This window comes from Castellaniella sp. WN, assembly GCF_054457555.1.
In genome coordinates this window covers 496,256-522,699 of record NZ_JBTKZC010000001.1, presented here as the reverse complement: position 1 = coordinate 522,699, position 26,444 = coordinate 496,256, and the positions used below count along the sequence as shown (strand labels likewise).

At 67.6% G+C, this 26,444-nt stretch carries 17 protein-coding genes and 2 pseudogenes; 3 read left to right on the top strand and 16 right to left on the bottom strand.

What is annotated here, in order from left to right; all coding sequences use genetic code 11:
- Window positions 1-129: 129 nt before the first annotated feature.
- From ACTPOE_RS02360 to ACTPOE_RS02350, 3 genes are all read right to left on the bottom strand, one after another.
- Window positions 130-363: a type I toxin-antitoxin system ptaRNA1 family toxin gene (locus tag ACTPOE_RS02360; protein WP_458870590.1), complete on the bottom strand. Its 234-nt coding sequence runs from the start codon at window positions 361-363 to the stop codon at window positions 130-132.
- Window positions 364-426: 63 nt separating this feature from the next.
- A complete protein-coding gene (locus ACTPOE_RS02355; RefSeq protein WP_458870589.1) occupies window positions 427-684 on the bottom strand; it encodes a hypothetical protein in 258 nt (85 codons plus the stop codon).
- 2 nt (window positions 685-686) lie between these two features.
- Complete coding sequence (locus ACTPOE_RS02350; protein ID WP_458870588.1) at window positions 687-953, bottom strand: hypothetical protein; 267 nt, start codon at window positions 951-953, stop codon at window positions 687-689.
- A 365-nt stretch (window positions 954-1,318) separates the two neighbouring features.
- On the opposite strand from ACTPOE_RS02350, the pseudogene ACTPOE_RS02345 reads away from it, so the two are divergent.
- Window positions 1,319-2,877, top strand: a pseudogene (locus tag ACTPOE_RS02345) (IS3 family transposase).
- 5 nt (window positions 2,878-2,882) lie between these two features.
- Here ACTPOE_RS02345 and trbL read toward each other — a convergent pair.
- Together trbL and guaA are read right to left on the bottom strand one after the other, a co-directional pair.
- Entirely contained in the window at window positions 2,883-4,739 is a 1,857-nt protein-coding gene (trbL, locus tag ACTPOE_RS02340; RefSeq protein ID WP_458870587.1) for a P-type conjugative transfer protein TrbL, read from the bottom strand.
- Between the two features lie 307 nt (window positions 4,740-5,046).
- Window positions 5,047-6,642, bottom strand: coding sequence for a glutamine-hydrolyzing GMP synthase (gene guaA, locus ACTPOE_RS02335; protein ID WP_458870586.1), 1,596 nt, complete (start codon window positions 6,640-6,642; stop codon window positions 5,047-5,049).
- A 277-nt stretch (window positions 6,643-6,919) separates the two neighbouring features.
- Between guaA and ACTPOE_RS02330 the strand changes: the two genes are divergently transcribed.
- Complete coding sequence (locus tag ACTPOE_RS02330; RefSeq protein ID WP_458870585.1) at window positions 6,920-8,167, top strand: YbfB/YjiJ family MFS transporter; 1,248 nt, start codon at window positions 6,920-6,922, stop codon at window positions 8,165-8,167.
- A gap of 18 nt (window positions 8,168-8,185) precedes the next feature.
- Here ACTPOE_RS02330 and ACTPOE_RS02325 read toward each other — a convergent pair whose 3' ends face one another.
- The 4 genes from ACTPOE_RS02325 to greB form a co-directional block, all read right to left on the bottom strand.
- A complete protein-coding gene (locus ACTPOE_RS02325) occupies window positions 8,186-9,382 on the bottom strand; it encodes a M20 aminoacylase family protein (protein ID WP_458870584.1) in 1,197 nt (398 codons plus the stop codon).
- Window positions 9,383-9,386: 4 nt separating this feature from the next.
- Window positions 9,387-10,847, bottom strand: a complete 1,461-nt coding sequence (gene guaB, locus ACTPOE_RS02320) for an IMP dehydrogenase (protein WP_458870583.1) — start codon at window positions 10,845-10,847, stop codon at window positions 9,387-9,389.
- A 205-nt stretch (window positions 10,848-11,052) separates the two neighbouring features.
- Window positions 11,053-15,102 carry a phosphoribosylformylglycinamidine synthase gene (gene purL / locus ACTPOE_RS02315; RefSeq protein ID WP_458872733.1) on the bottom strand — a complete coding sequence of 1,350 codons (4,050 nt, stop codon included), beginning with the start codon at window positions 15,100-15,102 and terminating at the stop codon, window positions 11,053-11,055.
- A 46-nt stretch (window positions 15,103-15,148) separates the two neighbouring features.
- Window positions 15,149-15,703, bottom strand: a complete 555-nt coding sequence (gene greB, locus ACTPOE_RS02310; protein ID WP_458870582.1) for a transcription elongation factor GreB — start codon at window positions 15,701-15,703, stop codon at window positions 15,149-15,151.
- A gap of 41 nt (window positions 15,704-15,744) precedes the next feature.
- Between greB and ACTPOE_RS02305 the strand changes: the two are divergent.
- A pseudogene (locus ACTPOE_RS02305) lies at window positions 15,745-16,491 on the top strand (IS630 family transposase); the annotation flags it as partial.
- Window positions 16,492-16,495: 4 nt separating this feature from the next.
- Here the strand turns inward: ACTPOE_RS02305 and ACTPOE_RS02300 are convergent.
- The 7 genes from ACTPOE_RS02300 to ACTPOE_RS02270 form a co-directional block, all read right to left on the bottom strand.
- On the bottom strand, window positions 16,496-17,332 hold the full coding sequence (locus ACTPOE_RS02300) for a PHP domain-containing protein (protein WP_458870581.1): 837 nt from the start codon (window positions 17,330-17,332) through the stop codon (window positions 16,496-16,498).
- Window positions 17,333-17,370: 38 nt separating this feature from the next.
- On the bottom strand, window positions 17,371-18,336 hold the full coding sequence (locus ACTPOE_RS02295; protein ID WP_458870580.1) for an alpha/beta fold hydrolase: 966 nt from the start codon (window positions 18,334-18,336) through the stop codon (window positions 17,371-17,373).
- Window positions 18,337-18,486: 150 nt separating this feature from the next.
- Window positions 18,487-19,896 (bottom strand): dihydrolipoyl dehydrogenase, encoded by a 1,410-nt coding sequence (gene lpdA, locus ACTPOE_RS02290; protein WP_458870579.1) that lies wholly within the window; start codon window positions 19,894-19,896, stop codon window positions 18,487-18,489.
- A 5-nt stretch (window positions 19,897-19,901) separates the two neighbouring features.
- Complete coding sequence (locus ACTPOE_RS02285; protein ID WP_458870577.1) at window positions 19,902-21,254, bottom strand: dihydrolipoamide acetyltransferase family protein; 1,353 nt, start codon at window positions 21,252-21,254, stop codon at window positions 19,902-19,904.
- On the bottom strand, window positions 21,254-22,297 hold the full coding sequence (locus tag ACTPOE_RS02280) for an alpha-ketoacid dehydrogenase subunit beta (protein ID WP_458870576.1): 1,044 nt from the start codon (window positions 22,295-22,297) through the stop codon (window positions 21,254-21,256). Before ACTPOE_RS02280 ends, ACTPOE_RS02285 begins: the two co-directional genes overlap by 1 nt.
- The gene (locus tag ACTPOE_RS02275) at window positions 22,294-23,526 is read right to left on the bottom strand and encodes a thiamine pyrophosphate-dependent enzyme (RefSeq protein ID WP_458870575.1); all 1,233 of its coding nucleotides are present in this window, start codon (window positions 23,524-23,526) and stop codon (window positions 22,294-22,296) included. Before ACTPOE_RS02275 ends, ACTPOE_RS02280 begins: the two co-directional genes overlap by 4 nt.
- 162 nt (window positions 23,527-23,688) lie before the next feature.
- Window positions 23,689-26,394 (bottom strand): ComEC/Rec2 family competence protein, encoded by a 2,706-nt coding sequence (locus ACTPOE_RS02270; protein WP_458870574.1) that lies wholly within the window; start codon window positions 26,392-26,394, stop codon window positions 23,689-23,691.
- Window positions 26,395-26,444: the final 50 nt, after the last annotated feature.

Below are 26,444 nucleotides of genomic sequence, written 5' to 3'. Positions count from 1 at the left end.
CAGGGCGGCCGTCATCGCTCGATCTGGCGATGCTCGAGCACGCTGGCGCGCATCGTCGCTTCCGGCGATGCAGGCCCGAAAACGACAAGGGCGGCCATCGGCCGCCCTTGCTGTTCCTGGTGCGAGAGCCTACGCGATGAGTGACTGCCGCACCGCATCCAGAGCCTGGCGAAAATCGTCCCGCGTGGCCTGTCCTGTCTCAGCTTGGTAGTACAGCACCATGAACATATTGGCGACGGCCTCGGCCATTGGCGAGAGTTGCCGCGCCGCCTCTTGGTCGATCCAGTCCAGGGCCGCGAGCTGCGCGGCCGCATGATGAACTGCCTGGGTTGCGATTGCATTGGTAGGATTCAAGGTTGCCATGATTCACCTCTGTAGTAGGTGGGTTGTGGAAGTGTCGGCCGGCCCCACGCCGGCCGGCGCGCTTTACCGCTGGCCGCTGCTGTAGAAGCCGGCAGCTTCTGCCAGCGGCGTGTTCCTGTTGCTGCCGCTGTAGCTGTTGCTCGATGACCTGGCCGCCGGCCTGGTGGCCTCGATGGCAGACGGAGCAGAGCGATCAACAAAGGCCGAAACTTCCGCCGCTGCATCAAGCTCGGTTGATTGATCGCCAGGCCGCTCACACTCCACCGCCTGACGCTGCACCTGGTCGAACGCCAGGCAGTCGAAAAAGCCACTACGCTTCATAGTCACGCCTCCGATTTACCGTGCTCGCGGTTGGCGAACGCGGCCACTTCATCATGCGAATCGGCCCCTGCCAGGTTGTTGTCGCCGAATGTCGGCACCGACTCGGCGGTGGCCTGGTCTTTCTCCGCACTCGCTCTGATAGCCGCCGCGATCCTCCCGCCGGTGGTGTCGGCGATACGTTCGACAGCGGCATCGCGGATGCTGGCAGCCTTGGCCTTCGCAACCTCGCCGACGCCTTGCATCAGGTTCGCGCCGGCGTCGGCCGTCACGCGGCCCGCCGTGCCAAGCGCCGATGCGGCCGAGGCCAACAAGCCGGGGCCGGTGCTGCCTGGTGCGGCCTGCTGGCCGCCTTGCTGGGCTTTCTTGCTGCCGGCTTCATCGCCACCCTTCGAGCTGGAATCTCCACCCGATTTACCGGACTGCTGCCCATTGCCACCACCCGAGCCGCTGGCACCGCTGCCCGAGCTGCTGCCGAAACCGGCGGCCTGTGCAAGTGGTGTAGTGGTGCCCGCACCTGAGCTTGACCCGCCACCAAAGCCAGCAGCTTGTGCAAACGAGCCTGCATCACTGCCCGAGTCGGAGCCACCGCCCCCCTGTGTCAGACTAGTTGTCGCATCGGATTTGGAACGATTAGATGAATTTGACGACCTACAGCACGGCCTTCAAAGAGGAGGCGATCCGCAAGACCCTGCAGCGCGGCACGCGCACGGTGGCTGACATGGCCCAGGAGTTGAACATGTCGGTCCATACGCTGAAGAACTGGATTCGCAATCCGAAGATGGCTCATTTGCGCAGGCAATCCTCAGAAGAGGCCCCCGCCAGTCGGTGGACATCCGCACAGCGGCTGCAGGCCCTGCTTGAGACCCATTCTCTGGCCGAAGAGGCGCGCAACGCCTGGTGCCGGGAACGGGGCATCTTCGCCCATCAGCTCACGGCCTGGAAGCATGAGCTCGAACAGTCGGGGAACAAGCCCGCAGCCGATATCCAGGAGCTGCGTCGGCTCAAAGAGGAACTGGTTGGCGTGCGCCGTGATTTGGCCCGCAAGGACAAGGCGTTATCGGAGGCGGCAGCCCTGCTGGTACTGCAAAAAAAATACCAGGCGCTGTGGGAGGACGAGGACAAATGACCTCACTGACACAGCGCCGACAGATCATGGCATTGATTACTGAGGCGGTCACGGCTGGTGCTCGACAGGCACGCGCCTGTGAAGCAATCAATCTGAGCGCACGCACACTGCAACGTTGGCGGCGGGCCCCGGAGCAAGGCGATGGGCGCCCCACGCGGGTACAGCGGCCCTGCAACCGCCTGAGCGATGCCGAGCGTGATCGCATCCTGCGGGTGGTCAACAGCAGCGAGTACGGCCACCTGCCCGCTTCTCAGATCGTGCCACGCCTGGCGGATACGGGGGTCTATCTGGCCAGTGAATCGACGATCTACAGGCTGATGCGTACCGCCGGGCAACTGGTGCATCGCACGCCTGATCGCACGCCTGGCCCGGTGCATCGGCCTCGGGCGCTGACGGCTACTGCGCCAGGGCAGCTCTTCAGCTGGGACATCACCTATCTGCCCGCCACCGTGCGGGGCCAGTACTACTACCTGTACCTGTTTCTTGACCTGTTCAGCCGTCACATCGTGGGCTGGCAGGTCTATGACACCGAGGACAGCGCCCGTGCCAGTGAGCTGATGCGCGATATCTGCCGCCGCGAGGGCATCCTCCCAGGGCAGGTGGTGTTACACAGCGACAATGGCTCCCCGATGAAGGGCGCCACCATGCTGGCGACACTACGGGAGCTGGGTGTGGCGCCATCGTTCAGCAGGCCAGCGGTGAGCAATGACAACCCGTACTCAGAGTCCTTGTTCAGGACTCTGAAGTACCGCCCCCGCTACCCTCGCAAGCCCTTCACCGGTCTGCTGGCTGCCCGGGCCTGGGTCGGTGAGTTCGTGCGCTGGTACAACACCGAGCACCGGCACAGCGCTATCGGCTTCGTGACGCCTGAGCAGCGTCACTGTGGGCGCGATCGCGGCCTGCTCGAACGGCGCCATGCCCTCTATCGGGCGGCCCGCGAAAAGCACCCGGAGCGCTGGAGCGGCAGGACCCGCAACTGGACAAGAGTCGACGAGGTCTTCCTCAACCCGCAGAAGGGTCACGCGTCCTGTGCCAAGCGAAATTCAGACCTCAAGCGGGCGGCTTGAGTCACTCAGAAAATGCGACAGATAGGTTGACAATCACCGCCGCCGAGCATGGGCATTCCGCCCGATTCACCGCCGGCGCTAGACCCTGCTTTCTCGAACGCTGCTTTGATTGCTGACATGCCGCCGGCGGCCGAGGCTGCACCACCCATCACGGCCGCACCGGCCACGCTTGCCGCACCGGCGGCCATGCTCGCCGCGCCCATAGCCGCACCGATGGCAGCACCCGCGCTGAAGTTGCCGATGCCACCCGCGCCGCCGATACCCGAGCCGGTGATGATGCCGGCGAGAAGAGGGGGCACGCGATTGACCAGCATGAGCAATGCCACGCAGAAAACCAGCATCACGCCCAGCTCTTCAAAGTTCAGCGTGCCGGTGTTCATCCTGGCGTAGAAGCCGGTAAGCAGGTCGTTCCCGATGCCCACCAGGAGCACCATCGTCATGATCTGCACGGCCACGCCCAACACGGTCTTGTAGTAGTTGATCGCCATGTCGGACGTCCAACGCGAGCCGCCGAAGCCGAGGAAGAAGATGCCCGCGTACATCAAAATCCAGCTCGACACGAGCAGCAGCAACATATTCACGGCAACAACGGTCAGCAGGATCAGGATGCCGAGGCTCAAGGCCACGCCAATGACGCTATCGACAGGCGAGAAGGCCGACAGGTTGGCAAACGCCTGTTTCAAGATCAGGAACCCCACATCCACGATGCCCGAGGGTGTCACCGAGGACACGCCGGAAGCCTGTTCCCCGAGCTGGCGCAGTGATTGAATGATCGAGCCGGCATAAGCCGGGCCGTGGCGCAGCAGCCAAAGGAAGAAGCCGAAGAACAGGAACGTGCTGGCCGTTCGCCGCAAGTCATGTGGGCCGAACTTGGCGAGTGACTTCCCTTCCTTCTGCGCCAGCCGATACGTCAGCGTCAGCACCTGGTTGAGCGTGGCGCTGCTCATGGGCAAGTCCGAGTCATACCGCGATGGAAGCACGTAGTCCGATCCACCCGCGAACGTTTTCAGGGCAATGAAGATGTCCAGCGCCTGCCGGGACAGGAACACCAGGTGCGGATTGCGCCGCTTCATCCGCTCCTTCGGGATCGTCCAAAGCGCATCACTGAAATTGATCTCGCTCCAGGTCGCATTGGTCAGCTCGCTCTTACGCACCATCGTCAGCAACAACAGCTTGGCCGCCGCCCGGATGGATGGCGTCGTACCGATGCGCTCCATGTACTGGTACATCAAGCCGATTTCATCCGGAGTCAGCGCACGGTCGCGCGGCTCGAACTTGGCAATGCTCGTCGGGCGCACCAGCTCTGCCGGGTTCTCAACCTTCTGGCCGCGCTCGATGGCCCAACGATAGACCTGCAAAACCACTTCGCGGGCATGCACCGCGGTTGCCGGTGCGCCTCGCTCCACGATGGCATCGGTCAGCGCCCGCAAGTCCTCGTGGGTAATCTCCACCAGCTTCTGATTGCCGAATTTCGGCTTCAGCTCGCGCTCGTAGACTGAGCGGCGCATGTCGCGGGTGGAATCGGCCATCTGGTAGCCGCGCAGCCACTTTTCCGCCCAAGCCCCGAACGTCTCCGCGTCCTTGACACGGGCCTTGTCCCGCGCCTTCTCCTTGGCTGGCGACTTCCCGGCCGCGATCATCTTCTTGGCCTCGCCCAGCCGCTCGCGGGCTTCCGCCAGGCTGATGCCTCCAACGCCGTAACGGCCGAAAGTGATGGTCTCCTGCCGGCCGTGGATTGAGTAGTTGTAGCGGAATGAGATCGCTCCGGCGGGTGTGACGGCCACATAGAGGCCGTCGCGGTCGTTTTCCTTGTAGAGCTTGTCCCTCGGCTTGAGGTTGCGCAGCTTGGTATCGGTCAGCATGGTTCCCGCCCTGGTTCGGCTCGAATACCATGATCTAAAATCAGCCCAATCCTGGCGTAAAAACACAATGAAATCATTGCACTACGTCAGATCAATACCATGATCGCTAGAAGGGTAGCTACATGGTATCGATGGCACCTCATGGCATCGAAGCATTCAATGCCATTCATCATGCCATGAAAAAACGGTGCTTGGCGATACCAAAGATTGCCAGCCAGTGCCGAATGAAATCACAAAAAAGCCCGCAATGACGCGGGCTTAGGTGTGTTCTCGTGCTACCAGGTGCCAGCCGGTGCCAGATGCCCAATCACTCCCACTCGATCGTCGCCGGCGGCTTGCTCGACACGTCGTACGTGACCCGGTTGATCCCGCGCACCTCATTGATGATCCGCGACGACACGCGCTTCAGCAGCGAATAAGGCAGTTCCGCCCAGTCCGCCGTCATGAAGTCGGTGGTCTGCACAGCACGCAGGGCCACGACATAGTCGTAGGTACGGCCGTCGCCCATCACACCCACCGACTTGACCGGCAGGAACACGGTGAAGGCCTGGGACGTCAGGTCGTACCAGGACTTGCCGGACTCGGGTTCGATGGTGTTGCGCAGTTCGGTGATGAAGATGTCGTCGGCGCGACGCAGCAGGTCGGCGTATTCGCGCTTGACCTCGCCCAGGATGCGCACGCCCAGGCCGGGGCCCGGGAACGGGTGGCGGAATACCATTTCGGGCGGCAAGCCCAGGGCCAGGCCCAGGTGGCGGACTTCGTCCTTGAATAGTTCGCGCAGGGGCTCCAGCAGCTTCAGGTTCAGGGTCTCGGGCAGGCCGCCGACGTTGTGGTGGGACTTGATGGCGACGGCCTTGCCGGTCTTGGAGGCCGCTGATTCGATGACATCGGGATAGATGGTGCCCTGGGCCAGCCAACGGGCGGACTTGAGCTTGCCGGCCTCGGCCTGGAAGACTTCGACGAATTCGCGGCCGATGATCTTGCGCTTGGCCTCGGGGTCGGCGACGCCGGCCAGCTTGCTCAGGAACTGTTCGCTGGCGTCGACGTGGATGACGCGGATGCCCAGGTTCCGGGCCATGGTGTCCATGACCTGCCCGGCCTCGTCCAGGCGCAGCAGGCCATGGTCGACGAAGACGCAGGTGAGCTGGTCGCCGATGGCCTTGTGGATCAGGGCGGCGGCGACGGAAGAATCCACGCCGCCGGACAGGCCCAGGATGACTTCGTCGGAGCCGACCTGCTCGCGGATGCGGGCGACGGCCTCGGCCACGTAGTCGGGCATGTTCCAGTCACGCGAGCAGCCGCAGATTTCAGTGACGAAGCGTTCCAGGATGGCCTGGCCCTGGACGGTATGGGTGACTTCGGGGTGGAACTGGACGGCGTAGAAGCCGCGTTCCTCGTCGGCCATGCCCGCGATTTCGCACGAGGGCGTGGAGGCCATGCGCTTGAAGCCCGGCGGCAAGGCCGTGACGCGGTCGCCGTGGCTCATCCAGACCTTGAGCATGCCGTGGCCTTCGGGGGTCTCGAAATCCTGCAGACCGGTCAGCAGACGGGTGTGGCCATGAGCACGGACTTCGGCATAGCCGAATTCTCGATGATCGGAGAATTCGACCTGGCCGCCCAGCTGCAGCGCCATGGACTGCATGCCGTAGCAGATGCCAAGCACTGGCACGCCGGTCTGGAAGACGGCGGCGGGGACTTTCAGAGATTCCTCAGCGTAGGCGGAAGCATGGCTGCCCGACAGGATGATGCCCTTCAGGCCCTGCGCCTGCTGGCCACGGATGAAGTCGTCGTCCACGTCGCCCGGATGGATCTCGCAATAGACGCCAGTGTCGCGCACGCGGCGGGCGATGAGTTGGGTGACCTGGGAGCCGTAGTCCAGGATGAGGATGCGCTGGTGGTGCATGATGGATGGGCGGAGGGAGGGCTATTCAAGGCGTTAATGTAACCCAGTGACGTGTATCGGAGGCTCGATGAGTATAAAAAGATGTCGAAATCGTTGCCAGACCAAGTGCAAACCGCAGCGATAGCCATTGCTATCGCGAGGATTTGCAACGATGCATGGCGGCGATTGTCGGCGTCGTCGTTATGAAACGAACCCCCGATACACGCCACCAAAACGCCCCGGGTGTCCCGGCGCGGCAGCGCCGGTTACAGTAGAGGCTTCAAGGAGACGACCCGACATGGCATCCCGTCCTTCTCGTATTCCCCTGCCCCTGGCGGGACTGTTGGCCTTGGCCGTGGCCATGGGCATCGGCCGCTTCGCGTTCACGCCCGTCCTGCCGATGATGCAGGCCGACCTGGGGATGAGCCTGGCCCAGGGCAGTTGGCTGGCCAGCGCGAACTACCTGGGTTATCTGCTGGGCGCGCTGCTGGTCACGCACATGAACTGGCCGCCCGCGGCCCTGCTGCGGCGCGGCCTGTGGCTGGTGGTGCTGATGACGGCGGCGATGGGGCTGGACGGCTACTGGCTGGGCTGGCTGGCGTGGCGGCTGCTGGCCGGGGTGGCCAGCGCCTGGGTGCTGATCGGCACATCCGCCCTATGCATCGCGCGCCTGAATGCATCGGGACAGACGGAACGCAGCGGAGTCGTGTTCGCGGGCGTGGGCTGCGGCATCGCATTCGCGGGACTGGCCTGCATGGGCCTGACCCTGGCGGGAGCGACAGCCTCGCAAGCCTGGCTCTGGCTGGCGGCGGCGGCGCTGGCCGGTCTGGCGAGCGCGTCGATGCTGTGGCGGACGACGGACGCGGGCGCCGCCGCGCGGACCGCTGAACAAAACGCGGCGGATACGGAATTGGCCCCGGCCGCTCCGGCGGATCCCGCCGGGCAGCAGGTCCGGGCCGCGACGGCCGAAGCCGTCCCGTCCCTGCACTGGGGCCTGATCCTGTGCTACGGGGTCTACGGCTTCGGCTACATCCTGCCGGCCACATTCCTCCCTGCCCAGGCACGGCTGCTGGTGCCGAATCCCTGGCTGTTCAGCCTGGCCTGGCCGGCCTTCGGCCTGGCGGGTGCAGTGTCCACGGTAATGGCCAGCCGCCTGGCGCGCCGCTACACCCGGCCGCAGATCTGGGCCGGCGCCCAGGTGGTGATGGCGGCGGGCGTGCTGGCGCCCGCCGTATGGCATGCGCTGCCGGCGATCCTGCTGGCCGCCTGCTGCGTGGGCAGCACTTTCATGGTGATCACGATGGTCGGCCTGCAGGAAGCACAGGCCGCCGTCGGCCAGGACGGCGCCAAGCGCCAGATGGCGGCGATGACGGCCTCGTTTGCCCTGGGACAGCTGATCGGTCCGATCTTCTTCAGCCTGACGCACGCCTGGTTCGACGCTTCGCTGGAATTCGCCCTGGTGCTGGGTGCGCTGGGCCTGCTGGCGGGCGTCGTTCCCATCCTGCGGTTGCGTGCCCCGGCCGTCCGGCCGGAAGAACGGCGATGAGCGGCTTTCCGCGCGCCCTCAGCCCGCCAGTCGCTGGTAGACCAGGGTGGCGAAGATCGCCGCGCCCCGCTCCAGCAGAGCATCGTCGAAGTCGAATTCGGGATGATGGCAGGTCAGGCCGTCGTGGCCCAGGAAAAAGTACGCGCCCGGGCAACGATCCAGCAGGTAGGCGAAGTCCTCGGACGCCATGAGCGGCGTGACGGGGTCCACGACCCGGTCGGCTCCCAGCACGGCGGTCGCCGCGCGCTTGACGTATTCCACCGGCCCGGCCTGGTTGACTGTGGGCGGGGAGCTGAGCAGGTGGCGGAATTCAACTTCGCAGCCGTAGCCGCGCGCCGCGCCTTCGCAGAGATCGCGCAAGCGGCCCAGCACGCGGGATTGCGCCTCGCGCGACAGGGTGCGCACGGTGCCGCGCAGCACGGCGTGGTCGGCGATGACGTTGATGGCGCTGCCGGCCTGGAACTGGCAGATGCTGAGTACGGCCGTGTCGAAGGGGCTGACGTTGCGACTGACGACGGACTGCAGGGACTGCACCAGCGCCGCGCCGGCCACGATGGGATCGTTGGCCTGGTGCGGCATGGCGGCGTGGCCGCCCACCCCGCGGATGTGGATCTCGAACAGGTCGCAGGCCGACAGGATGGCGCCGGTGCGCACGCCGACCTGTCCCGAACCGATGCAGTTGTTGTTATGCAGGCCGTAGACCTCGTCACAAGGAAAGTCGCTGAACAGACCTGCTTCGACCAGGGCCCGGGCACCCGTCAGGGGTTCCTCGGCAGGCTGGAAGATGAAGACGACGCGGCCGGCGAAATCGGGGTTCGCCGCCAGATGGCTGGCGGCGCCCAGCAGGATGGCGGTGTGGCCGTCGTGGCCGCAGGCATGCGCGACCCCGTCGTGGATCGAACGATGATCGTGCGCACCCGCGTCCGGCATGGGCAGCGCATCCATGTCGGCGCGCAGGCCCAGGGTCGGCCCCGTCCCCTGGCGACCGTCCAGAACCCCGATGACGCCAGTGGTGCCGCCGTAGCCTTCGTGCACGGCGATACCCCGGGCACGCAGCAGTTCGGCGATACGGGCCGCCGTGCGGTGTTCCTGGTGGCCCAGTTCAGGATGTCGGTGGAAGTCCCGGCGCCAGGTCCGCATGGCCTGCGCCAACTCGTCGCCGATGCGTGCGGCAGCCGGGTCCGCCGCACCGAGGATCGGATCGCTGGTCGCCACCCGCTCAGTCCGCCCTGTAGTTGGGGGCTTCCTTGGTGATCTGCACGTCGTGGACGTGCGATTCGCGGACCCCGGCGGCCGTAATTTCCACGAATTCGGCCTGGGCATGCAAGTTCGCGATCGTGGCGCAGCCGCAGTAGCCCATGGAGGCCCGGATACCGCCCACCAGCTGGTAGATGATGGCGATGACACTGCCCTTGTAGGGCACGCGAGCCTCGATGCCCTCGGGCACCAGCTTGTCGACGTTGTTGTTGGGATCCTGGAAGTAGCGGTCGGCGGAGCCGTCCGCCATGGCGCCCAGGCTGCCCATGCCGCGATAGGACTTGTACGAGCGCCCCTGGAACAGCACGACTTCGCCGGGCGCTTCTTCGGTACCCGCGAACATGCCACCCATCATGCAGGTGGACGCGCCCGCGGCCAGGGCCTTGGAAACGTCGCCGGAATAGCGGATGCCACCGTCGGCGATCAGGGGCACGCCGGTGCCTTCCAGGGCCTGTGCCACGTCGGCGATCGCGGTGATCTGCGGTACGCCCACGCCGGCCACGACGCGGGTGGTGCAGATGGAGCCCGGGCCGATACCGACCTTGACCGCGTCGGCGCCGGCCTCGACCAGCGCGCGCGCGGCTGCGGCGGTGGCTATGTTGCCGCCGACGACCTGGATGTTGGGATAGTGCTTCTTGACCCAGCGTACGCGGTCGATCACGCCGGCCGAGTGGCCGTGGGCGGTATCGACCACGATCACGTCCACGCCGGCGGCGGCGAGTTTTTCCACGCGTTCGTCCGTGCCCTCGCCCACGCCGACGGCGGCGCCGACGCGCAACTGGCCCTGGGCGTCCTTGCTGGCCAGGGGATGCTCGGTATTCTTGACGATGTCCTTGACCGTGGCCAGGCCGCGCAGCTGGAACTTGTCATTGACGATCAGCACGCGCTCCAGGCGGTGGCGGTGCATCAGGGCCTGGGCTTCTTCCAGGGTGGCGCCCTCGGTCAGGGTGACCAGGCGCTCCTGCGGCGTCATGACTTCGCGCAGTGACACCTCCAGGCGGTCCTCGAAGCGCAGATCGCGATTGGTGACGATGCCCACCAGCTTGCCGCCCTCGACGACCGGCAGGCCGGAGATGCCGTGCTGGCGCTGCAGCGCGATGGCGTCGCGCACCTTCATCGTGGGAGTGACGGTGACCGGATCGATCACGATGCCGAATTCGTGGCGCTTGACGCGCGCGACTTCGCGCGCCTGCTCGTCGGCGCTGAGGTTCTTGTGTACGATGCCGATGCCGCCTTCCTGAGCCATGGCGATGGCCAGACGCGACTCGGTCACGGTATCCATGGCGGCGGACACGAGCGGGATATTGAGCTGGATGCCCCGGGTCAGCTGCGTGGTGAGGCGCGTATCGCGCGGCAGGACCTGGGAAAAGGCCGGGACCAGGAGGACGTCGTCGAAGGTCAGGGCTTTCTTGATCAGACGCATGGATGAACTCCGCACAAAGATCGATTATAGCGTCCCCGGGACGGGTATTCCCGCCCCTCCCCGGACGCGGCGGCACGACTGCGGCTCGACGGACGCGGCGGCACGCCGGCCGAATCGGACGGACCGTCAGCCCTTCATCCCATGCCCTGCGAGGCGCCCGGATCCGACAGGTACGGAACAGTCCACCAGGACTGTCTACCCTACCTCATCCCATCCACGCCCGCGCATTGCGGAACATGCGCATCCACGGCGTGTAGCCGCCGTGCGCGGCGGCGTCCCCGCCCCGGTCGGCCGCGCCCCAGCGTTCGGGACGCCAGGACATCATGACGTTGCGGGTGACGCGTTCCGGATGCGGCATCATGACGGTGTAGCGGCCGTCGGCCGTGGTCACCGCTGTCAGGCCGGCCGGGCTGCCGTTGGGGTTGGCCGGGTAGGCTTCCGTGCGCCCCCCCCGGTTGTCGACGAAGGCCATGGCTCCGGCCACCCGGGCGGCATCGCCCTGGCGACTGAAATCGGCGAACCCCTCGCCGTGCGCCACGGCGATGGGCGCGCGCGCGCCGGCCATGCCGGCGAAGAAGATGGACGGCGAATCCAGGACTTCGACCAGCGACAGGCGCGCCTCGTATTTCTCGGATACGTTGCGCGTGAAACGCGGCCAGGCGTCCGCGCCCGGGATGAAGTCGGCCAGCGCCGCCATCATCTGGCAGCCGTTGCACACGCCCAACGCGAAGCTGTCCGGGCGGGCGAAGAAGGCGCCGAACTGGTCGGCGAGCGCCGCATTGAAGCGGATGGTGCGGGCCCAGCCCTCGCCCGCGCCCAGCACGTCGCCATAGCTGAAACCGCCCACCGCCACCAGGCCATTCATGCCGTCCAGGCGGATGCGGCCGGCCAGCAGGTCGGTCATGTGCACGTCCACGGCCTCGAAACCGGCCGTGTCGAAGGCCCAGGCCATCTCGACCTGGCTGTTGCAGCCCTGCTCGCGCAGGATGGCCATGCGCGGCCTCGCGCCAGTGGCGATGAAGGGGGCGGCCACGTCGTCCTGGGGATCGAAATTCACCCGCGGCGACAGGCCCGGATCCTCGATATCGAGCCAGGTGTCGTATTCGGCCTGGGCGCAGGCGGGATGGTCGCGCCGCGCCATGATGCGCCGCGTGGTCTCGCTCCAAACCCGGCCGAGTTCGGCCAAAGGACGCTGGTAGATGATGATTCCGTCGCGGAAGACCTGCAGTTCCCGGCGCGCGTTGGGCATGCCCACCACATGGGTGCAATTGGACAGGCCCGCCTGACGCAAGTGGCGCAGCACGTCGTCGCGATGCGCGCGGGGCACCTGCAACAGCCAGCCGGTCTCCTCGTTGAACAGGGCCGCCAGGTTGCGTTCATGATGCTGGACGGCCACCTGGTCGGCGCGGATCTTGTAGTCGCCGGCGTCGGCCGTGTGCGGGTCGATCGTCAGCATGTCCAGGTTCAGAGACACGCCCAGGCGCCCTGCGAAGGCCATTTCGGCCGCCGCCGCCAGCAGACCGCCGTCGGAACGGTCGTGGCACGCCAGGATCCAGCCCTGGGCCGCCAGCTCGCGCAGCGCCAGGAAGGCCGTGCGCAGCAGGGCCGCGTCGTGCAGGTCCGGGGTTTCCGCGCCGATGCCACCATAGGCGTGGGCCAGCACCGAGCCGCCCAGGCGCTGGCGCCCTTCGCCCAGGTCGATCAGCAGCAGCACGGAACCGTCCGCCGCGTCGCGCAGCTGCGGCGTCAGGGTGGCGCGCACGTCGGCCACCGGTGCGAAGGCCGTGACCACCAGCGACACCGGCGACACGACCTGGTGATCGCCCGCCTCGTCGCGCCAGGCGGTGCGCATGGACAGGGAATCCTTGCCCACCGGGATCGACAGCCCCAGGCTCTGGCACCAGTCGCTGACGGCGGACACGGTGTCGTACAAGGCCGCGTCCTGGCCGGGCGCGCCGCAGGCGGCCATCCAGTTGGCGGACAGTTTGACGTCTTCCAGGCGGACGACGCCGGCGGCGGCGAGGTTCGTCAGGGCCTCGGCCACGGCCATGCGGCCCGAGGCGGCTGGATTCAACACCGCGATCGGGCTGCGTTCGCCCAGGGCCATGGCCTCGCCCGCCACGCCCTCGTAATCGCGCAGGGTGACGGCGCAGTCGGCTACTGGAACCTGCCAGGGGCCGACCATCTGGTCGCGGGCCGTCAGGCCGCCCACGGTGCGGTCGCCGATGGTGATGAGGAAGGATTTGTTGGCCACGGTGGGATGGCGCAGTACGCGATCGATCGCGTCGGGCAATTCGATGCCGCTGAGGTCCAGTGCCTCGCCCTCGACCGCCAGGCGATCCGCGTCGCGCTGCATGCGCGGCGGCTTGCCCAGGATCACGTCGACCGGCACGTCCACGGGCCGCAGTCCGGCCGGATCCACCTCGCCCGCAGGGCGGTCCAGGCCGGGCAGGCCTTCGTCCAGGGTGACGCGCAGGCGGCGTTCCTCGGTGGCGATGCCGACCACCGCGTAGGGGCAGCGTTCGCGGTCGGCGATGCGCGCGAAGCGGTCCAGGTCTTCCGGCTGGATGGCCAGCACGTAGCGTTCCTGGGATTCGTTGCTCCAGATTTCGGCGGGCGACAGGCCGGATTCTTCCAGCGGCACGCGCCGCAGTTCGAATTCCGCGCCGCGCCCGGCGTCGTTGACCAGTTCCGGGAAGGCGTTGGACAGGCCACCCGCGCCGACGTCATGGATCGCCAGGACGGGATTGGATGCGCCCTGCTGCCAGCAGCGGTCGATGACTTCCTGGGCGCGGCGCTGCATTTCGGGATTGCCGCGCTGCACGGAATCGAAGTCGAGAGCAGCCTCGTTGCTGCCCGCCCCCATGCTGGAGGCCGCGCCGCCGCCCATGCCGATGCGCATGCCGGGCCCGCCCAGCTGCACCAGCAGCGCGCCCGGCGGCAGCGGATCCTTGTGCGTCAGCCGTGCGTCGATCTGGCCCAGGCCGCCGGCCAGCATGATGGGCTTGTGGTAGCCCCAGCGCATGCCGCCTGCCGTCTGTTCGAAGCTGCGGAAATAGCCGAGCAGGTTCGGGCGGCCGAATTCGTTGTTGAACGCGGCCCCGCCGATGGGGCCTTCGATCATGATGTCCAGCGGCGTGGCGATGCGATCGGGCGCGCCGCCCTCGTCTTCCCAGGGTTCGACGGCGTCGTCCACGCGCAGGTTCGACACGGTGAAACCGGTCAGGCCGGCCTTGGGTTTAGAACCGCGCCCGGTCGCGCCCTCGTCGCGGATCTCGCCGCCCGCGCCAGTCGCCGCGCCCGGGAAGGGCGCGATCGCCGTCGGGTGATTGTGCGTTTCGACCTTCATCAGCGTGTGCGCGACGATGTCGTGGCGCCGGTAGACGGTGTCGGTGGCGTCGCCCGCATGGAAGACCCGCGCCGGCCCGCCGGCCATGATGGCGGCGTTGTCCGAATAGGCCACGATCGTGCCTTCGGGCTGGGCGGCGTGGGTGGCGCGGATCATGTCGAACAGCGTGTGCGGCTGGGCCTGGCCGTCCACCGTCCAGTGGGCGTTGAAGATCTTGTGGCGGCAGTGTTCGCTGTTGGCCTGGGCGAACATCATCAATTCGACGTCGGTGGGGTCGCGCCCCAGGTCGCGATAGGCGCGCAGCAGGTAGTCGATCTCGTCGTCCGACAGGGCCAGGCCCAGGCGCGCATTGCAGGCTTCCAGGGCGGCGCGGCCTTCGGCCAGCACGGGCACGGCCTGGACGGGCTGGCCGTCCAGCTGGGCGAACAGCGCCTGACCGTCGAAATCGTCGTCCACCACGGTTTCGGTCATGCGGTCGTGCACGCAGGCGGCCACGGCGGCCAGTTGGTCCGCATCCAGCGCGCGCATGCCCAGCAGGCGGCGTTCCGGCACGATGGTGTAGCGCACCCCGCGTTCGATGCGGCGCACCTGCGGCAGGCCGCAGTGGCGGGCGATGTCGGTCGCCTTGCTGGCCCAGGGGGAAATCGTGCCCAGGCGCGGAATCACCAGGAAACGCGCCGCGTGCCGTTCGGCGGCCGGGACCTCGGTTGCGCGGCCGTCATCCAGCAGCGCCCGCAGGCGCGCCTGGCCCGCGTCGTCCAGCGTACCGTCGATCCCGACGAAATGGCAGGCTTGCGCACGGACGTCGGCCACCGGCAGATCCCGGGCGGCCAGGACACGCAGCAGGCGTTCCCGGCGGAAGTCGGACAGAACGGAGGAACCGGGGAGGATCAGTACGGTAGTCACGGCGGAACGGCTCGAGGGCATGGGAAACCATCCATTTTAGCCGCGATCAGGCGTCCGGATAGCGGACCCCCAGGATGTCCAGTTCTTCGATCCCCGAGGGCGTGCGCAGGGTCACGGTGTCGCCCTCGCGCGCCTTGATCAGGGCGCGGGCCACGGGCGACACCCAACTGATCTTCCCCGCCAGGGGCTCGGCCTCGTCCACGCCAACGATGGTGATGGTGAAGGCTTCGCCCCGGCTGTCGCAATAATGGACGGTCGCGCCGAAGAACACCTGATCGCGGTTGGGCTGTCGGGCCGGATCCACGACCTCGGCCGACTCCAGGCGGCGCGTCAGGTAGCGGATGCGCCGGTCGATTTCCCGCAGCCGCTTCTTGCCGTACAGGTAGTCGCCGTTCTCCGAACGGTCGCCGTTGGACGCCGCCCACGACACGACGGACACGACCTCGGGACGCTCGACATTCATCAGGTGCATCAGTTCGTCGTTCAGCGCCCGGTAGCCGGTGACCGTCATGTAGTTCTTCGTCCCGGCGGGCAGGGCCCGGGATTCGGGCAGGTCGTCGTCCTCGTCGTTGTCCGACTCTTTGACGAAAGCCTTGTTCATGGCGTGCTCCAGTGTTCTGTCTCAGAAATTCATTGCACTAAATGCTCGATGAGCCTCGGCCGGGCACGCCGCGGCAAATCGGCGACGATCTGATCGAAGCGGTAGTGGCCAAGACGTTGGAAGAAAAACCGGCTGATGCCACGCAGTGGAGCACGCGCAGCATGGCTCGCACTCTGGGTCTGTCGCACGCGACGGTGACGCGCATTTGGCAAGCCTTCGGTTTGCAGCCGCATCGCCAGGAGACCTTCAAGCTCTCGAACGATCCGCTGTTCGTGGAGAAAGTACGCGAGCTGGCCCCGGACATCGCCGAACGGCGCACGCACGACTACATGCGCCATGGCACGACCCCCCTGTTTGCCGCGCTCGATATTGCTACCGGAGAAGTGATCGGTGAACTGCATCGGCGCCATCGCAGTAGAGAGTTCTTGCGGTTTCCGCGCACTATCGAGGCCAACGTGCCGGCCGAGTTGGATGTGCATCTGGTGATGGACAACTACGGCACGCACAAGACGCCCGCGATCAAGTCTTGGTTTGCACGCCATCCACGATTCCAGGTGCACTTCACACCCACTTCGGCCTCGTGGTTGAGCCAAGTCGAGCGATGGTTCGCCGAGATCACGCGCAAACAGATCCGACGCGGTACCCATCGCAGTACGCGAGCCCTTGAGCCGGCCATTCGGCAATACCTCGATCATTACAATCAACATCCCAGACCTTTCATCTGGACCAAGACCGCTGACCAAATCCTCGATTCCATCCGTAGATTCTGTCTACATATTTCTGAGACAGGCCCTAAATCCAGTCCCGCCAGACCGGCGTCAGGTATTCCGGCAATGGCGGCACCCGGCCCAGCTCCGTGCGGGGAATGCCCGGCGCGTGGAAATCCGAACCGCGCGAGGCCTCGAAACCGTAGGCCTGCGCCACGCGGGCGTAGCGGTCGCACTGGGCGGGCGTGTGCCCGCTGGAGACGACTTCCAGGCCGACGCCGCCCTGCGCCTTGAATGCGTCGAACAACGCATCGAACTGCTGCGGCGTATAGCGGTAGCGCCCGGGATGGGCGATCACCGCCTTGCCGCCGGCCCCGCGGATCCAGGCCACCGCCGACTCCAGGCTCGGCCAGCGCATCGGCACGAAGGCCCGCTTGCCCTCGCCCAGGTAGCGGTCGAAGGCCTGCTGCAGGGACTTGCAATGCCCTTGCTCCAGCAGGTGGCGGGCAAAATGCACGCGGCCAATCAGTTCCGGGTTATCCACGTGCCGCAAGGCGCCCTCGTAGGCGCCGGCGATGCCGCAATCGTCCAGGCGCGCGGCGATGTCCCCGGCGCGCTCGAAGCGGCTGCGGCGGATGCCGGCCAGGCCCGCCCGCAGGTCGGGCTGGTCCGGGTCGATGTCCAGGCCCAGCACGTGGACCGTGCGTTCGCAGAACGTCACGGAAATCTCGACCCCGGGGATGAAGCCCAGGCCCAGCGCGCGCGCCGCGGCGGCGGCCTCGGCCAGGCCGGAGGTCTCGTCGTGGTCACTCAACGACCACCAGTCCACGCCCTGCGCATGGGCGCGAGCGGCCACCTGCGCGGGCGGCAGGATACCGTCGGAACGGGATGAATGGCTGTGCAGATCGACGTTCAACGGCATGGTTCCGATACGTGGAGCGGCGGCGGACCGCGCCGGATTCAGGAAGGGGACACGAGCAGGAAATCGCGCACCGCCGCGATCTGCTCATCGGAACGCAGGGTGGGCGCATGTCCTACCCCGTCGAACTCCACCAGACGGGCGCGGGGATTGCGTTCCACCATGCGTCGCGCGGTTTCCGGCGTCAGGATGTCGGACTGCGCGCCGCGCAGGATCAGGGACGGCGCGGGCAGATGATCCCAGGCCCGCCACAGCAGGACCTCGGCGGCGGCCGCGGCTTCGGCGGTCTGCAGGGCGAAGGGCTGAGCCAGGCGCAGGTCGTAATGCTTGACCCACTGCCCATCCCGTTCGAGGAACACGTGCCGGGTGAGCGCATCCCAGCCGGCGTCGTCATGCGGCCCGAAGCCGGCCGACACCGTCCGGACATAGTCCACCGCCTGCTCGTAGCGATCGAAGCGCAATTCCTGGCCGACGTATGCGCCGATCCGCGCCAGGCCGTCTACGTCCAGCACAGGGCCGATGTCGTTGAAGACCATGCGGCCCAGCGGTACGTCGGACGCCGCGCCCAGACCCAACGGCCCCCTGGGAGGGCGCAGGACGGGCGACAGCGCCGCCATCCCCGCCAGCCCCAGTCCGATCAGCCCGCCCATGGACGTGCCGACCCAATCCAGCCGCGCCGGCCGAAGCCGGGCCAGCAGCGTCACCATGTCGGCGACGTACTGGGGAATCACGTAGCCATTGGGATCGATGAGCCAGTCCGAACGCCCCCGCCCGACGACGTCCGGGCAGACCACGCGATATTCACGGCCGAGCGCGCGCGCCAGCGGATCGAAGTCCCGGCCGGTACGGGTCAGCCCATGCACGCAGACCAGGACCCGGTCGTTGTCCGGGTCGCCCCATTCCCAGTACGCCATGCGGTGCAGGCCCGCCGGGCTGGCGCAGGCGACGAAATCCAGACGGGGCTCGTCGGCCGGGCGGGATTGAACGGCGGGGGAAGCGAAAGACATGGGGAGCACCTCGTGTCGGACGAACGCCCCTATTTAAACACGGTGAGGAGAAGCCCCGCCCAATGCTCTCCGGCTAACGGACTGGCCGGCCTTCCCGGGCACGGGCATTGGCCGTGCCCGGGGAGAACGAGGCCGGTCCGCAACGACGCGTCAGACGTGCAGCGCCTGCCCCAGCGCCCGCAGGGCCGCTTCCTGGATCGCCTCGCCCTGGGTCGGGTGGGCGTGGATCGTGTGGCCGACGTCTTCCAGCCGCGCACCCATCTCGATGGACTGGCCGAAGGCCGCGGCGAATTCCGACACGCCCCGCCCCACGGCCTGCCAGCCCAGGATCAGGTGGTTGTCGCGCCGCGCCACGACCCGCACGAAACCGTCGGTCGATTCCAGCGTCATCGCCCGGCCGTTGGCCGCCAGCGGGAAGGAGGCGTCGATGGCGTCGATGCCCGCCTGGGCCGCCTGCTGCGGCGACAGGCCCGCCGTGACCACTTCCGGATCGGTGAAACACACGGCCGGGATCGCCGCCGGCATGAAGCGCCGCGTGTGGCCGGCGATCTGTTCGGCCACACACTCGCCCTGCGCCATGGCGCGATGCGCCAGCATGGGCTCGCCCGTCAGGTCGCCAATAGCCCAGACTCCGGTCATGGATGTGCGGCAACGGTCGTCCACGCGCACCGCCATGCCGTCCATGTCGAGCATCAGGGAACTGAGTCCGAAGCCCCGGCTGCGGGGCCTGCGGCCGACGGCCACCAGCACCTGCTGGGCGGACAGTACGTCCTCGGCCTTGCCCGACTGGATCCGCAGGCCTTTGCCGTCCTCGGTCAGGCCCAGGACCTGGGTCTGCAGGTGCAGGCCGACGCCCAGGGATTTCAGCGCGGCGTGCACCGGCTTGACCAGGTCGGCATCGTAGACGGGCAGGATGTGGTCCTGGGCCTCGATCACATCGACCTTCACGCCGAGCTTGCGGTAGACGATGCCCAGTTCCAGGCCGATATAGCCCGCGCCGACGATAGCCAGGGATTTCGGCAGTTTCCTGGGCGACAGGGCCTCGGTCGAGGAGATCACCGGGCCGCCGAAGGGCATGAAAGGCAGCGCGGCGGGCTCCGAACCCGTGGCGAGCAGCAGGTGCTCGCAGCGGATGCGCTGGGGCGCGCCCGCCTTGCCCTTGGCGACGGGATCGACGTCCACGGTCTTGCCGTCGACGATGCGCGCCCAACCCTGGACGACCGTGATCTTATGCTTCTTCAGCAGCGCGCCGACGCCGGTGGTCAGCTTCTTGACGATGCCGTCCTTCCAGGCGACGCTGCGCGCCAGGTCGAGCTCGGGCGACTGGGCGCGTATGCCCAGCGGCGAATCGCCGGCATAGCCCTGCAGCGCGTGGAACTGTTCGGCCACGTGGATCAGCGCCTTGGAGGGAATGCAGCCGATGTTCAGGCAGGTGCCGCCCAGGGCGGCGCCTTCGACCAGCACGGTGGGGATGCCCAACTGGCCGGCGCGGATGGCCGCCACGTAGCCGCCGGGACCGCCGCCGATGATGAGCAGAGTGGTGTTGATGGGATTGGACATGCTGCTTACTCCACGAACAAGAGCGCCGGGCACTCCAGGTAACGCCGGATGCACTGGATGAACTCGGCGGCGTGCATGCCGTCGACCACGCGATGATCGAAGGACGAGGACAGGTTCATGAGCTTGCGCGCCACGACCCGGCCTTCCTGGAACACGGGGCGTTCGACCACGCGGTTGACGCCGACGATGGCGACTTCCGGATGGTTGATGACCGGCGTGGACACGATGCCCCCGAGCGCTCCCAGGCTGGTCAGGGTGATGGTCGAGCCGGTCAGCTCGTCGCGCGCCGCCTTGCCCTGGCGGGCGGCCTCGGCCAGGCGCGCGACTTCCGCCGCGCAGGACCAGAGGTCCAGGGTTTCCGCGTGATGCAGCACCGGCACCATCAGGCCCGACGGCGTCTGCGCCGCCACGCCCAGGTGCACGGCCCCATACTGGGTCACCACTCCGGCGTCATCGTCGTAGCGGGCGTTGATCTGCGGGAATTCGCGCAAGGCCAGCACCATGGCGCGCGCCAGGAACGGCAGCAGAGTCAGCTTGCCACGCTCGGCGCTGTGCAGGGTGTTCAGGCGCGCGCGCAGCGATTCCAGTTCCGTCACGTCGATTTCCTCGACGTAGGTGAAGTGCGGGATGCGACGCTTGGCTTCCTGCATCTTCTGGGCGATCTTGCGCCGCAGGCCGATGACGGGGACCTCGGTTTCCTGATCCTGGGCGGCGTAGAGCGCCCCGGTGGTGCGGTTCGAAGTCGCGTTGCGATCGCGCGCCAGCCAGGCGTCCAGGTCGCCGTGCGTGATCCGGCCGGCGGGGCCGGTGCCCGGCACGTACTGCAGGGTGATGCCCAGGTCCCAGGCCCGGCGGCGCACAGCCGGCGAGGCCAGCGGGCGCTGGCCCTCGGGACGGGACGGTGCGTGCGAGGCCGCGTGCGGCGCCTGCGGGTCGCGCGCGGCGGACGCCGGTGCGGATTCGCGTTCGGGGGCCGCCGGGACCGCCGCGCGGACAGCGGGACGGGACTCGGCTGATTCAGCCCGGGATTCGGGCTCGAGTTGCGGCGCGGCGGGCGCCGATGCGGCAGCGGCGGCCGTCCGGGACGTCGCCCCGACCGTACCTTCGTTGCCTTCGCCTTCGACTTCCAGGCGGATGAGTTCCGAACCCACCGCCATGACGTCGCCGACCTTGCCGCCCAGCGACACGACGCGCCCATGCACCGGGGAGGGCACCTGGACGGTGGCCTTGTCGGTCATGACGTCGGCCAGGATCTGGTCCTCGACCACGGCATCGCCCGCCCGGACGTGCCATTCCACCAGTTCGACTTCCGCGATGCCTTCGCCGATGTCCGGCATCTTGATGATGTGAATACCCATTATGCCTCCCGGAACGCGCGCTTGAACGCCTCCGCGACCCGCTTGGGGCCGGGGAAATAAGCCCATTCATGCGAATGGGGGTACGGCGTGTCCCACCCCGTGATACGTTCCACGGGGGCCTCGAGATGATAGAAACAATGCTCCTGGACCAGGGCGCACAGTTCGGCGCCGAAGCCGCTGGTGCGGGTGGCCTCGTGCAGTACCACGCAGCGGCCGGTCTTGCGCACCGAAGCCAGGATCGCGTCCATGTCCAGCGGCCAGAGGCTGCGCAGATCGAGGATATCGGCCTCGATGCCGGCCTCGCGAGCGGCGACCTCGGCCACGTACACCATGGTGCCGTAGGTCAGCACGGTCAGATCCCGGCCTTCGCGATAGAGCGAGGCCGAATCCAGCGGCACGGTGTAGTAGCCTTCGGGCACGTTGCCCAGCGGGTGCTTGGACCAGGGCACGACCGGCTGGTCGTGGTGACCGTCGAAGGGGCCGTTGTACAGGCGTTTGGGCTCGAGGAAGATGACCGGGTCGTCGTTCTCGATGGAACTGATCAACAGACCCTTGGCGTCGTAGGGATTGGACGGCATGACGGTGCGCAGGCCGGCCACGTGCGTGAACAGGGCCTCCGGGCTCTGGCTGTGGGTCTGGCCGCCGAAGATCCCGCCGCCGCAGGGCATGCGGATCGTCAGCGGCGCGGTGTAGCCGCCCGCCGAACGGTAGCGCAGGCGCGCGGCCTCGGAGAAGATCTGGTCGGCCGCCGGATAAAAATAGTCGGCGAACTGGATCTCGACCACCGGACGCAGGCCGTAGGCGCCCATGCCGATGGCCGCCGCCACGATGCCGCTTTCGGAAATCGGCGCGTCGAACACGCGCGACTGGCCGTACTTGGCCTGCAGGCCTTCCGTGCAGCGGAACACTCCGCCGAAATAGCCGACGTCCTCGCCGAAGACGACGATGTTCTCGTCCCGTTCCAACATGACGTCCATGGCCGAGCGCAGGGCCTGGATCATCGTCATGGGACGGGTCTTGGTTTTTTCCTGTGCCATGCTCATACCCCCAGTTCCTGGCGCTGCCGGCGCAGGTGTTCCGGCATGTCCTTGTACACGTCCTCGAACATGGTCGCCACGCTGCTGGTGCGTCCCGTGGCCAGCGTGCCGTGGGCCTCGGCCTTTTTCTGGGCGGAGACGACCTCGGCCTCGCAGGCCTTCTGCAGTTCCTGATGCTCCTGTTCGGACCAGATGCCGCGCTTGAGCATGTAGTCCTTCAGCCGCGCGATCGGATCGCCCAGCGGGAATCGCGACCAGTCGTCGGCCGGCCGGTACTTGGACGGATCGTCGGAAGTGGAATGCGGCCCGGCCCGGTAGCTGACCCATTCGATCAACGTGGCGCCATGGTTGTTGCGCGCCCGTTCGGCAGCCCAGCGGGACACGGCGTGGACGGCCAGGAAATCGTTGCCGTCCACCCGCAGCGAGGCCACGTTCGAGCCGATGCCGCGCGCCGCCAGCGTGGTGCCCTCGCCGCCCGCGACGGACTGGAAGGTGGAGATCGCCCACTGATTGTTGATCACGTTGAGGATCACCGGCGCCCGGTACACGTGGGCGAACAGCAGCGCCGTCTGGTAGTCCGATTCGGCCGTCGCACCGTCGCCGATCCAGCCGCAGGCGATGCGGGTGTCGCCCTTGATGGCCGAGGCCATGGCCCAGCCCACCGCCTGGGGCATCTGCGTGCCCAGGTTGCCCGACAGGGTGAAGAAGCCCTTTTCCGGCACCGAATACAGCACCGGCAGCTGGCGGCCTTTCAGCGGATCCTGGTCATTGGAGAAGATCTGGCACATCATGTCGAACAGGGGGTAGTCCTGCGCGATGAGCAGGCCCTGCTGGCGGTAGGACGGGAAATGCATGTCGCCGTCGCGCAGCGCCAGCGACTGGCCGATGGCGATGGCCTCCTCGCCCAGGCATTGCATGTAGAACGAGGTCTTCTTCTGCCGCTGGGCAATGACCATGCGCGCATCGAAGATGCGCGTCTTGACCATGGCGCACAGGCCGCGGCGCAGCAGATCGTCGTCCGGAAGGTCCTCGGCCCAGGGCCCCTGGGCTTCGCCCTGGTCGTCCAGCACGCGGATCAGCCCGATGGCCAGGTCGCGGGTGTCGTAGGGCGCGATGTCGATGGGGGGTTTGCGCGCCGCCCCGGCGGGCTGCAGGCGCAGGTAGGAAAAGTCGGTCGCCTGACCGGGACGCCCCGAGGGCTCGGGCACGTAGAACTTCAGAGGTGTCTGTGTCATGGTCGCAAAAATCTTTTGGATTTTTCACAAGCCCTTTGGAACCCCCGGATGCCGGGTGTTGTCGAAAGGACCACAGTCGTCTTGTGGACGGCTGCCGGATCATCGCCGATCCCGCGATCTCGCGCAAGACCGCGAAAACCACTAGGGAACCACGGAAGATCCCTACGGGCGCCGCCCGTGCCAATAACGACGGGACGACTCCGGGACACTGTACAACGAGAGCCCTTCCCCGCGCGACCGGGCATTTACCCCGCCTTGCAAATCCGTGCGCCAGAGGGTCGAGCCGGATTGACGCCAGCGTTCCAGCACAGCAGGGTCCGGGTGGCCATGGCGGTTCCAGGTGCCCGCCTGAATGATCACGTGGCGCGCCGCCACGGCCTCGACGAAGGCGGCCGACGACGAAGTCCGCGAGCCGTGATGCGCGGCCACGACCACGTCCGCAGGCGTCAATCCGCGTCCGACCAGGGCCGCCTCGGCGCGGATCTCGATGTCGCCCGTCAGCAGCAGACTGTGGTGCGCCCCTCGCACCCGCAGCACGCAACTGCCGGCGTTGGCCTCCACGCCCTTGCGGCGCGCGCGCACGTCCAGCGGCCAGAGAAACTCGAATTCAACCCCGTCCATGCGCCAGCGGTCGCCGAAACGGCACGGGACGTCAGCCTGAGGCAAGGGCGTGGCATCGGCGCCCAGTTTTCGAGTTTCGGCGCGCAGCCAGGCTTCCAGATCGAAGGACGCGAAAGCCTGCGCCACCGGCACCGCCGCCAGCACGCTGCGAACCCCGCCGGCGTGATCCAGATCGGCGTGGGATACGACCAGCGCGTCCAGGCGGTGCACGCCCAACGCCTTCAGAGCCGGAACGACGGTGCGGGTACCCTCGTCCGCATCCCGCGCATGGCGCGCGCCCGCGTCGAACAGCAGTGCGTGCCGCGCCGTGCGGACCAGCAAGGCGCTGCCCTGCCCGACGTCCAGCGCGTGCAGGTCCCACTCGCCCTCGCCGGGCCGGTCCGGCGGCCACAACAGCATCGGCAACAAGGCCAGCCAAGCCCAGGCGCGGGGGCGGACGAGCGAGTCAGCCCAACACCTCGCCGCCCCATCCCCGTCCCGCGTCCGGTCGGCGAGGCCCGACGATCCGGATCCGGCGCCCCCCGGCCAGAGAGCCACCACCACGCCGGCCATCGCCAAGGCATACACCCAGGCCGGCCCGGCGGGCACGGGCCAGGCGGGCAAGGCGGCCAGCCATTCGGTCGGCCACATCATCAGGCTCAACGCCCCATGCGCCAGCCAGGCCAGGCCGGTGGAGACGGGCTCCAGGCCCGGCACGAGCGCCACGGCGGCCAGCAACAGAGACAGGGGGGTGACCAGCAGTTCGATGACCGGGATGGCGTAGGCGTTGGCCAGCGGAGAGATCAGCGAGACTTCGTGAAAGGTCCAGGCCAGCGGCGGCGCCAGGGCCCAGGTGACCGCCCATTGCAGGCGCGCCGCGAGCTTCAAGCCGCGCAGCCAGCGGTCGCGCCGCCGATCGGGCCAGGTGGTCGCATGCGGCAATGCGCGGGGCGAGGTCATGCCCCCCGGGGATTTCCGCGATGAGCCGGCGGGGGCCGCCGCGCCGCCCCCGGCCACCGTCTCCGCCTTCGACCCGACGGCCAGCAGCACGGCCACCGCCAGGAACGAAAGCCAGAACCCGCCCGCCAGCACCGACCAGGGATCCGTAGCGACGACGGCCACGGCCGCCAGGGCCAGCACCCGCGAACCACTGATACGCAGTTGCAAGGCCTGGGCGCCCGCCACCACCGCCAGCATCATGAAGGTGCGCCGCGCGGGCACGCCCCATCCAGCCAGCAGACAATACAGCCAGGCGACCAGCAGCGCCGCGACGGCGCCCGCCCGGCGCGCGGGCCAGCGTTCGGCCAGACAACGGCCGCGCCAGCGCAGGCGGCGCCACAAGGCCGAGACCGCCATCGCGCCGGCGCCGGCCAGCATCGTGATATGCGAGCCGCTGATGGAGACCAGGTGGGTGATGCCGGTGCGGTTGAAGACGGTCCAGTCGGCGTCGTCCACCCCGTCCTGGTCGCCGATGGCCAGTGCCCGCAGCACCGGTCCATAGCGCAGGCCCTCCAGATACGGCGCCATGGCCTCCCGCACCGCATGGCGCGCCCGACCGGCAATGACGGACAGGCCGGCCCAGCCCTCGTCGCGCAGCCATTCCGGCGATCCGCGCACCGTGCCCTGCGCGCGGATGCCGGCGGCAAAGGCATGGGCCTCGTAATCGAAGGCATGGAGGTTCTGCGCGGCGCGCACCGGCCGCAGCACCAGAGCCATGCGCCAGACCTGCCCGGGGCGCACCTCGGGAAACGGCGGATCGGGCGGCAGTGCGGGCGCATAGGGACCGCGCCAGCCACCGGCCGGCCAGCGCACCCGGATGCGCTCCGGCACGCCGTCTGGATGCGCATCCAGCATCACGGCCTCGAAATCCAGCCGGTCCGGCCGCAGCCGGGGCAGACTATCGACGCGCAGCGTGACGCGCGACACCCGGTCCACATTGCCATCGGCCAGCGCCTGATCCAGGCGTGCCTGGGCGCACAATACGGTGAACATGAAACCGGCCCAGGCGCTCAGCAGGCAGAACGCCAGGCTGCGCAACGTCGCGACGGAGCCGAGCCCACACCAACCGGAGAGCACCGATCGGCCGAAACGATGCGATATCCCATCCTCGGTCCCCGCCCGGCCCCGGGCCACGCGCCACACCACCCAGCCCATCAACCCCAGCAAACCGGACACCAGCGCCAGCGTACCGCTTCCCGGCAGATCGGCCAGCCGATGGGCGTCGAGCACGCCGCCCAGTCCCGCCACCACCATCGCGCGCCCGAGCATACCTTCCCCCGAAAACGAATCATCCTTCAGCTTAGGGGGTGAACGGGCCG

Coding starts and splice junctions, on each gene's coding strand:
- guaB (WP_458870583.1), bottom strand. CDS start 10,847: ATGCGTCTGATCAAGAAAGCCCTGACCTTCGACGACGTCCTCCTGGTC.
- ACTPOE_RS02280 (WP_458870576.1), bottom strand. CDS start 22,297: ATGAGCATGGCACAGGAAAAAACCAAGACCCGTCCCATGACGATGATC.
- ACTPOE_RS02295 (WP_458870580.1), bottom strand. CDS start 18,336: ATGTCTTTCGCTTCCCCCGCCGTTCAATCCCGCCCGGCCGACGAGCCC.
- ACTPOE_RS02285 (WP_458870577.1), bottom strand. CDS start 21,254: ATGGGTATTCACATCATCAAGATGCCGGACATCGGCGAAGGCATCGCG.
- ACTPOE_RS02270 (WP_458870574.1), bottom strand. CDS start 26,394: ATGCTCGGGCGCGCGATGGTGGTGGCGGGACTGGGCGGCGTGCTCGAC.
- ACTPOE_RS02355 (WP_458870589.1), bottom strand. CDS start 684: ATGAAGCGTAGTGGCTTTTTCGACTGCCTGGCGTTCGACCAGGTGCAG.
- trbL (WP_458870587.1), bottom strand. CDS start 4,739: ATGCTGACCGATACCAAGCTGCGCAACCTCAAGCCGAGGGACAAGCTC.
- ACTPOE_RS02330 (WP_458870585.1), top strand. CDS start 6,920: ATGGCATCCCGTCCTTCTCGTATTCCCCTGCCCCTGGCGGGACTGTTG.
- guaA (WP_458870586.1), bottom strand. CDS start 6,642: ATGCACCACCAGCGCATCCTCATCCTGGACTACGGCTCCCAGGTCACC.
- greB (WP_458870582.1), bottom strand. CDS start 15,703: ATGAACAAGGCTTTCGTCAAAGAGTCGGACAACGACGAGGACGACGAC.
- ACTPOE_RS02360 (WP_458870590.1), bottom strand. CDS start 363: ATGGCAACCTTGAATCCTACCAATGCAATCGCAACCCAGGCAGTTCAT.
- lpdA (WP_458870579.1), bottom strand. CDS start 19,896: ATGTCCAATCCCATCAACACCACTCTGCTCATCATCGGCGGCGGTCCC.
- ACTPOE_RS02300 (WP_458870581.1), bottom strand. CDS start 17,332: ATGCCGTTGAACGTCGATCTGCACAGCCATTCATCCCGTTCCGACGGT.
- ACTPOE_RS02275 (WP_458870575.1), bottom strand. CDS start 23,526: ATGACACAGACACCTCTGAAGTTCTACGTGCCCGAGCCCTCGGGGCGT.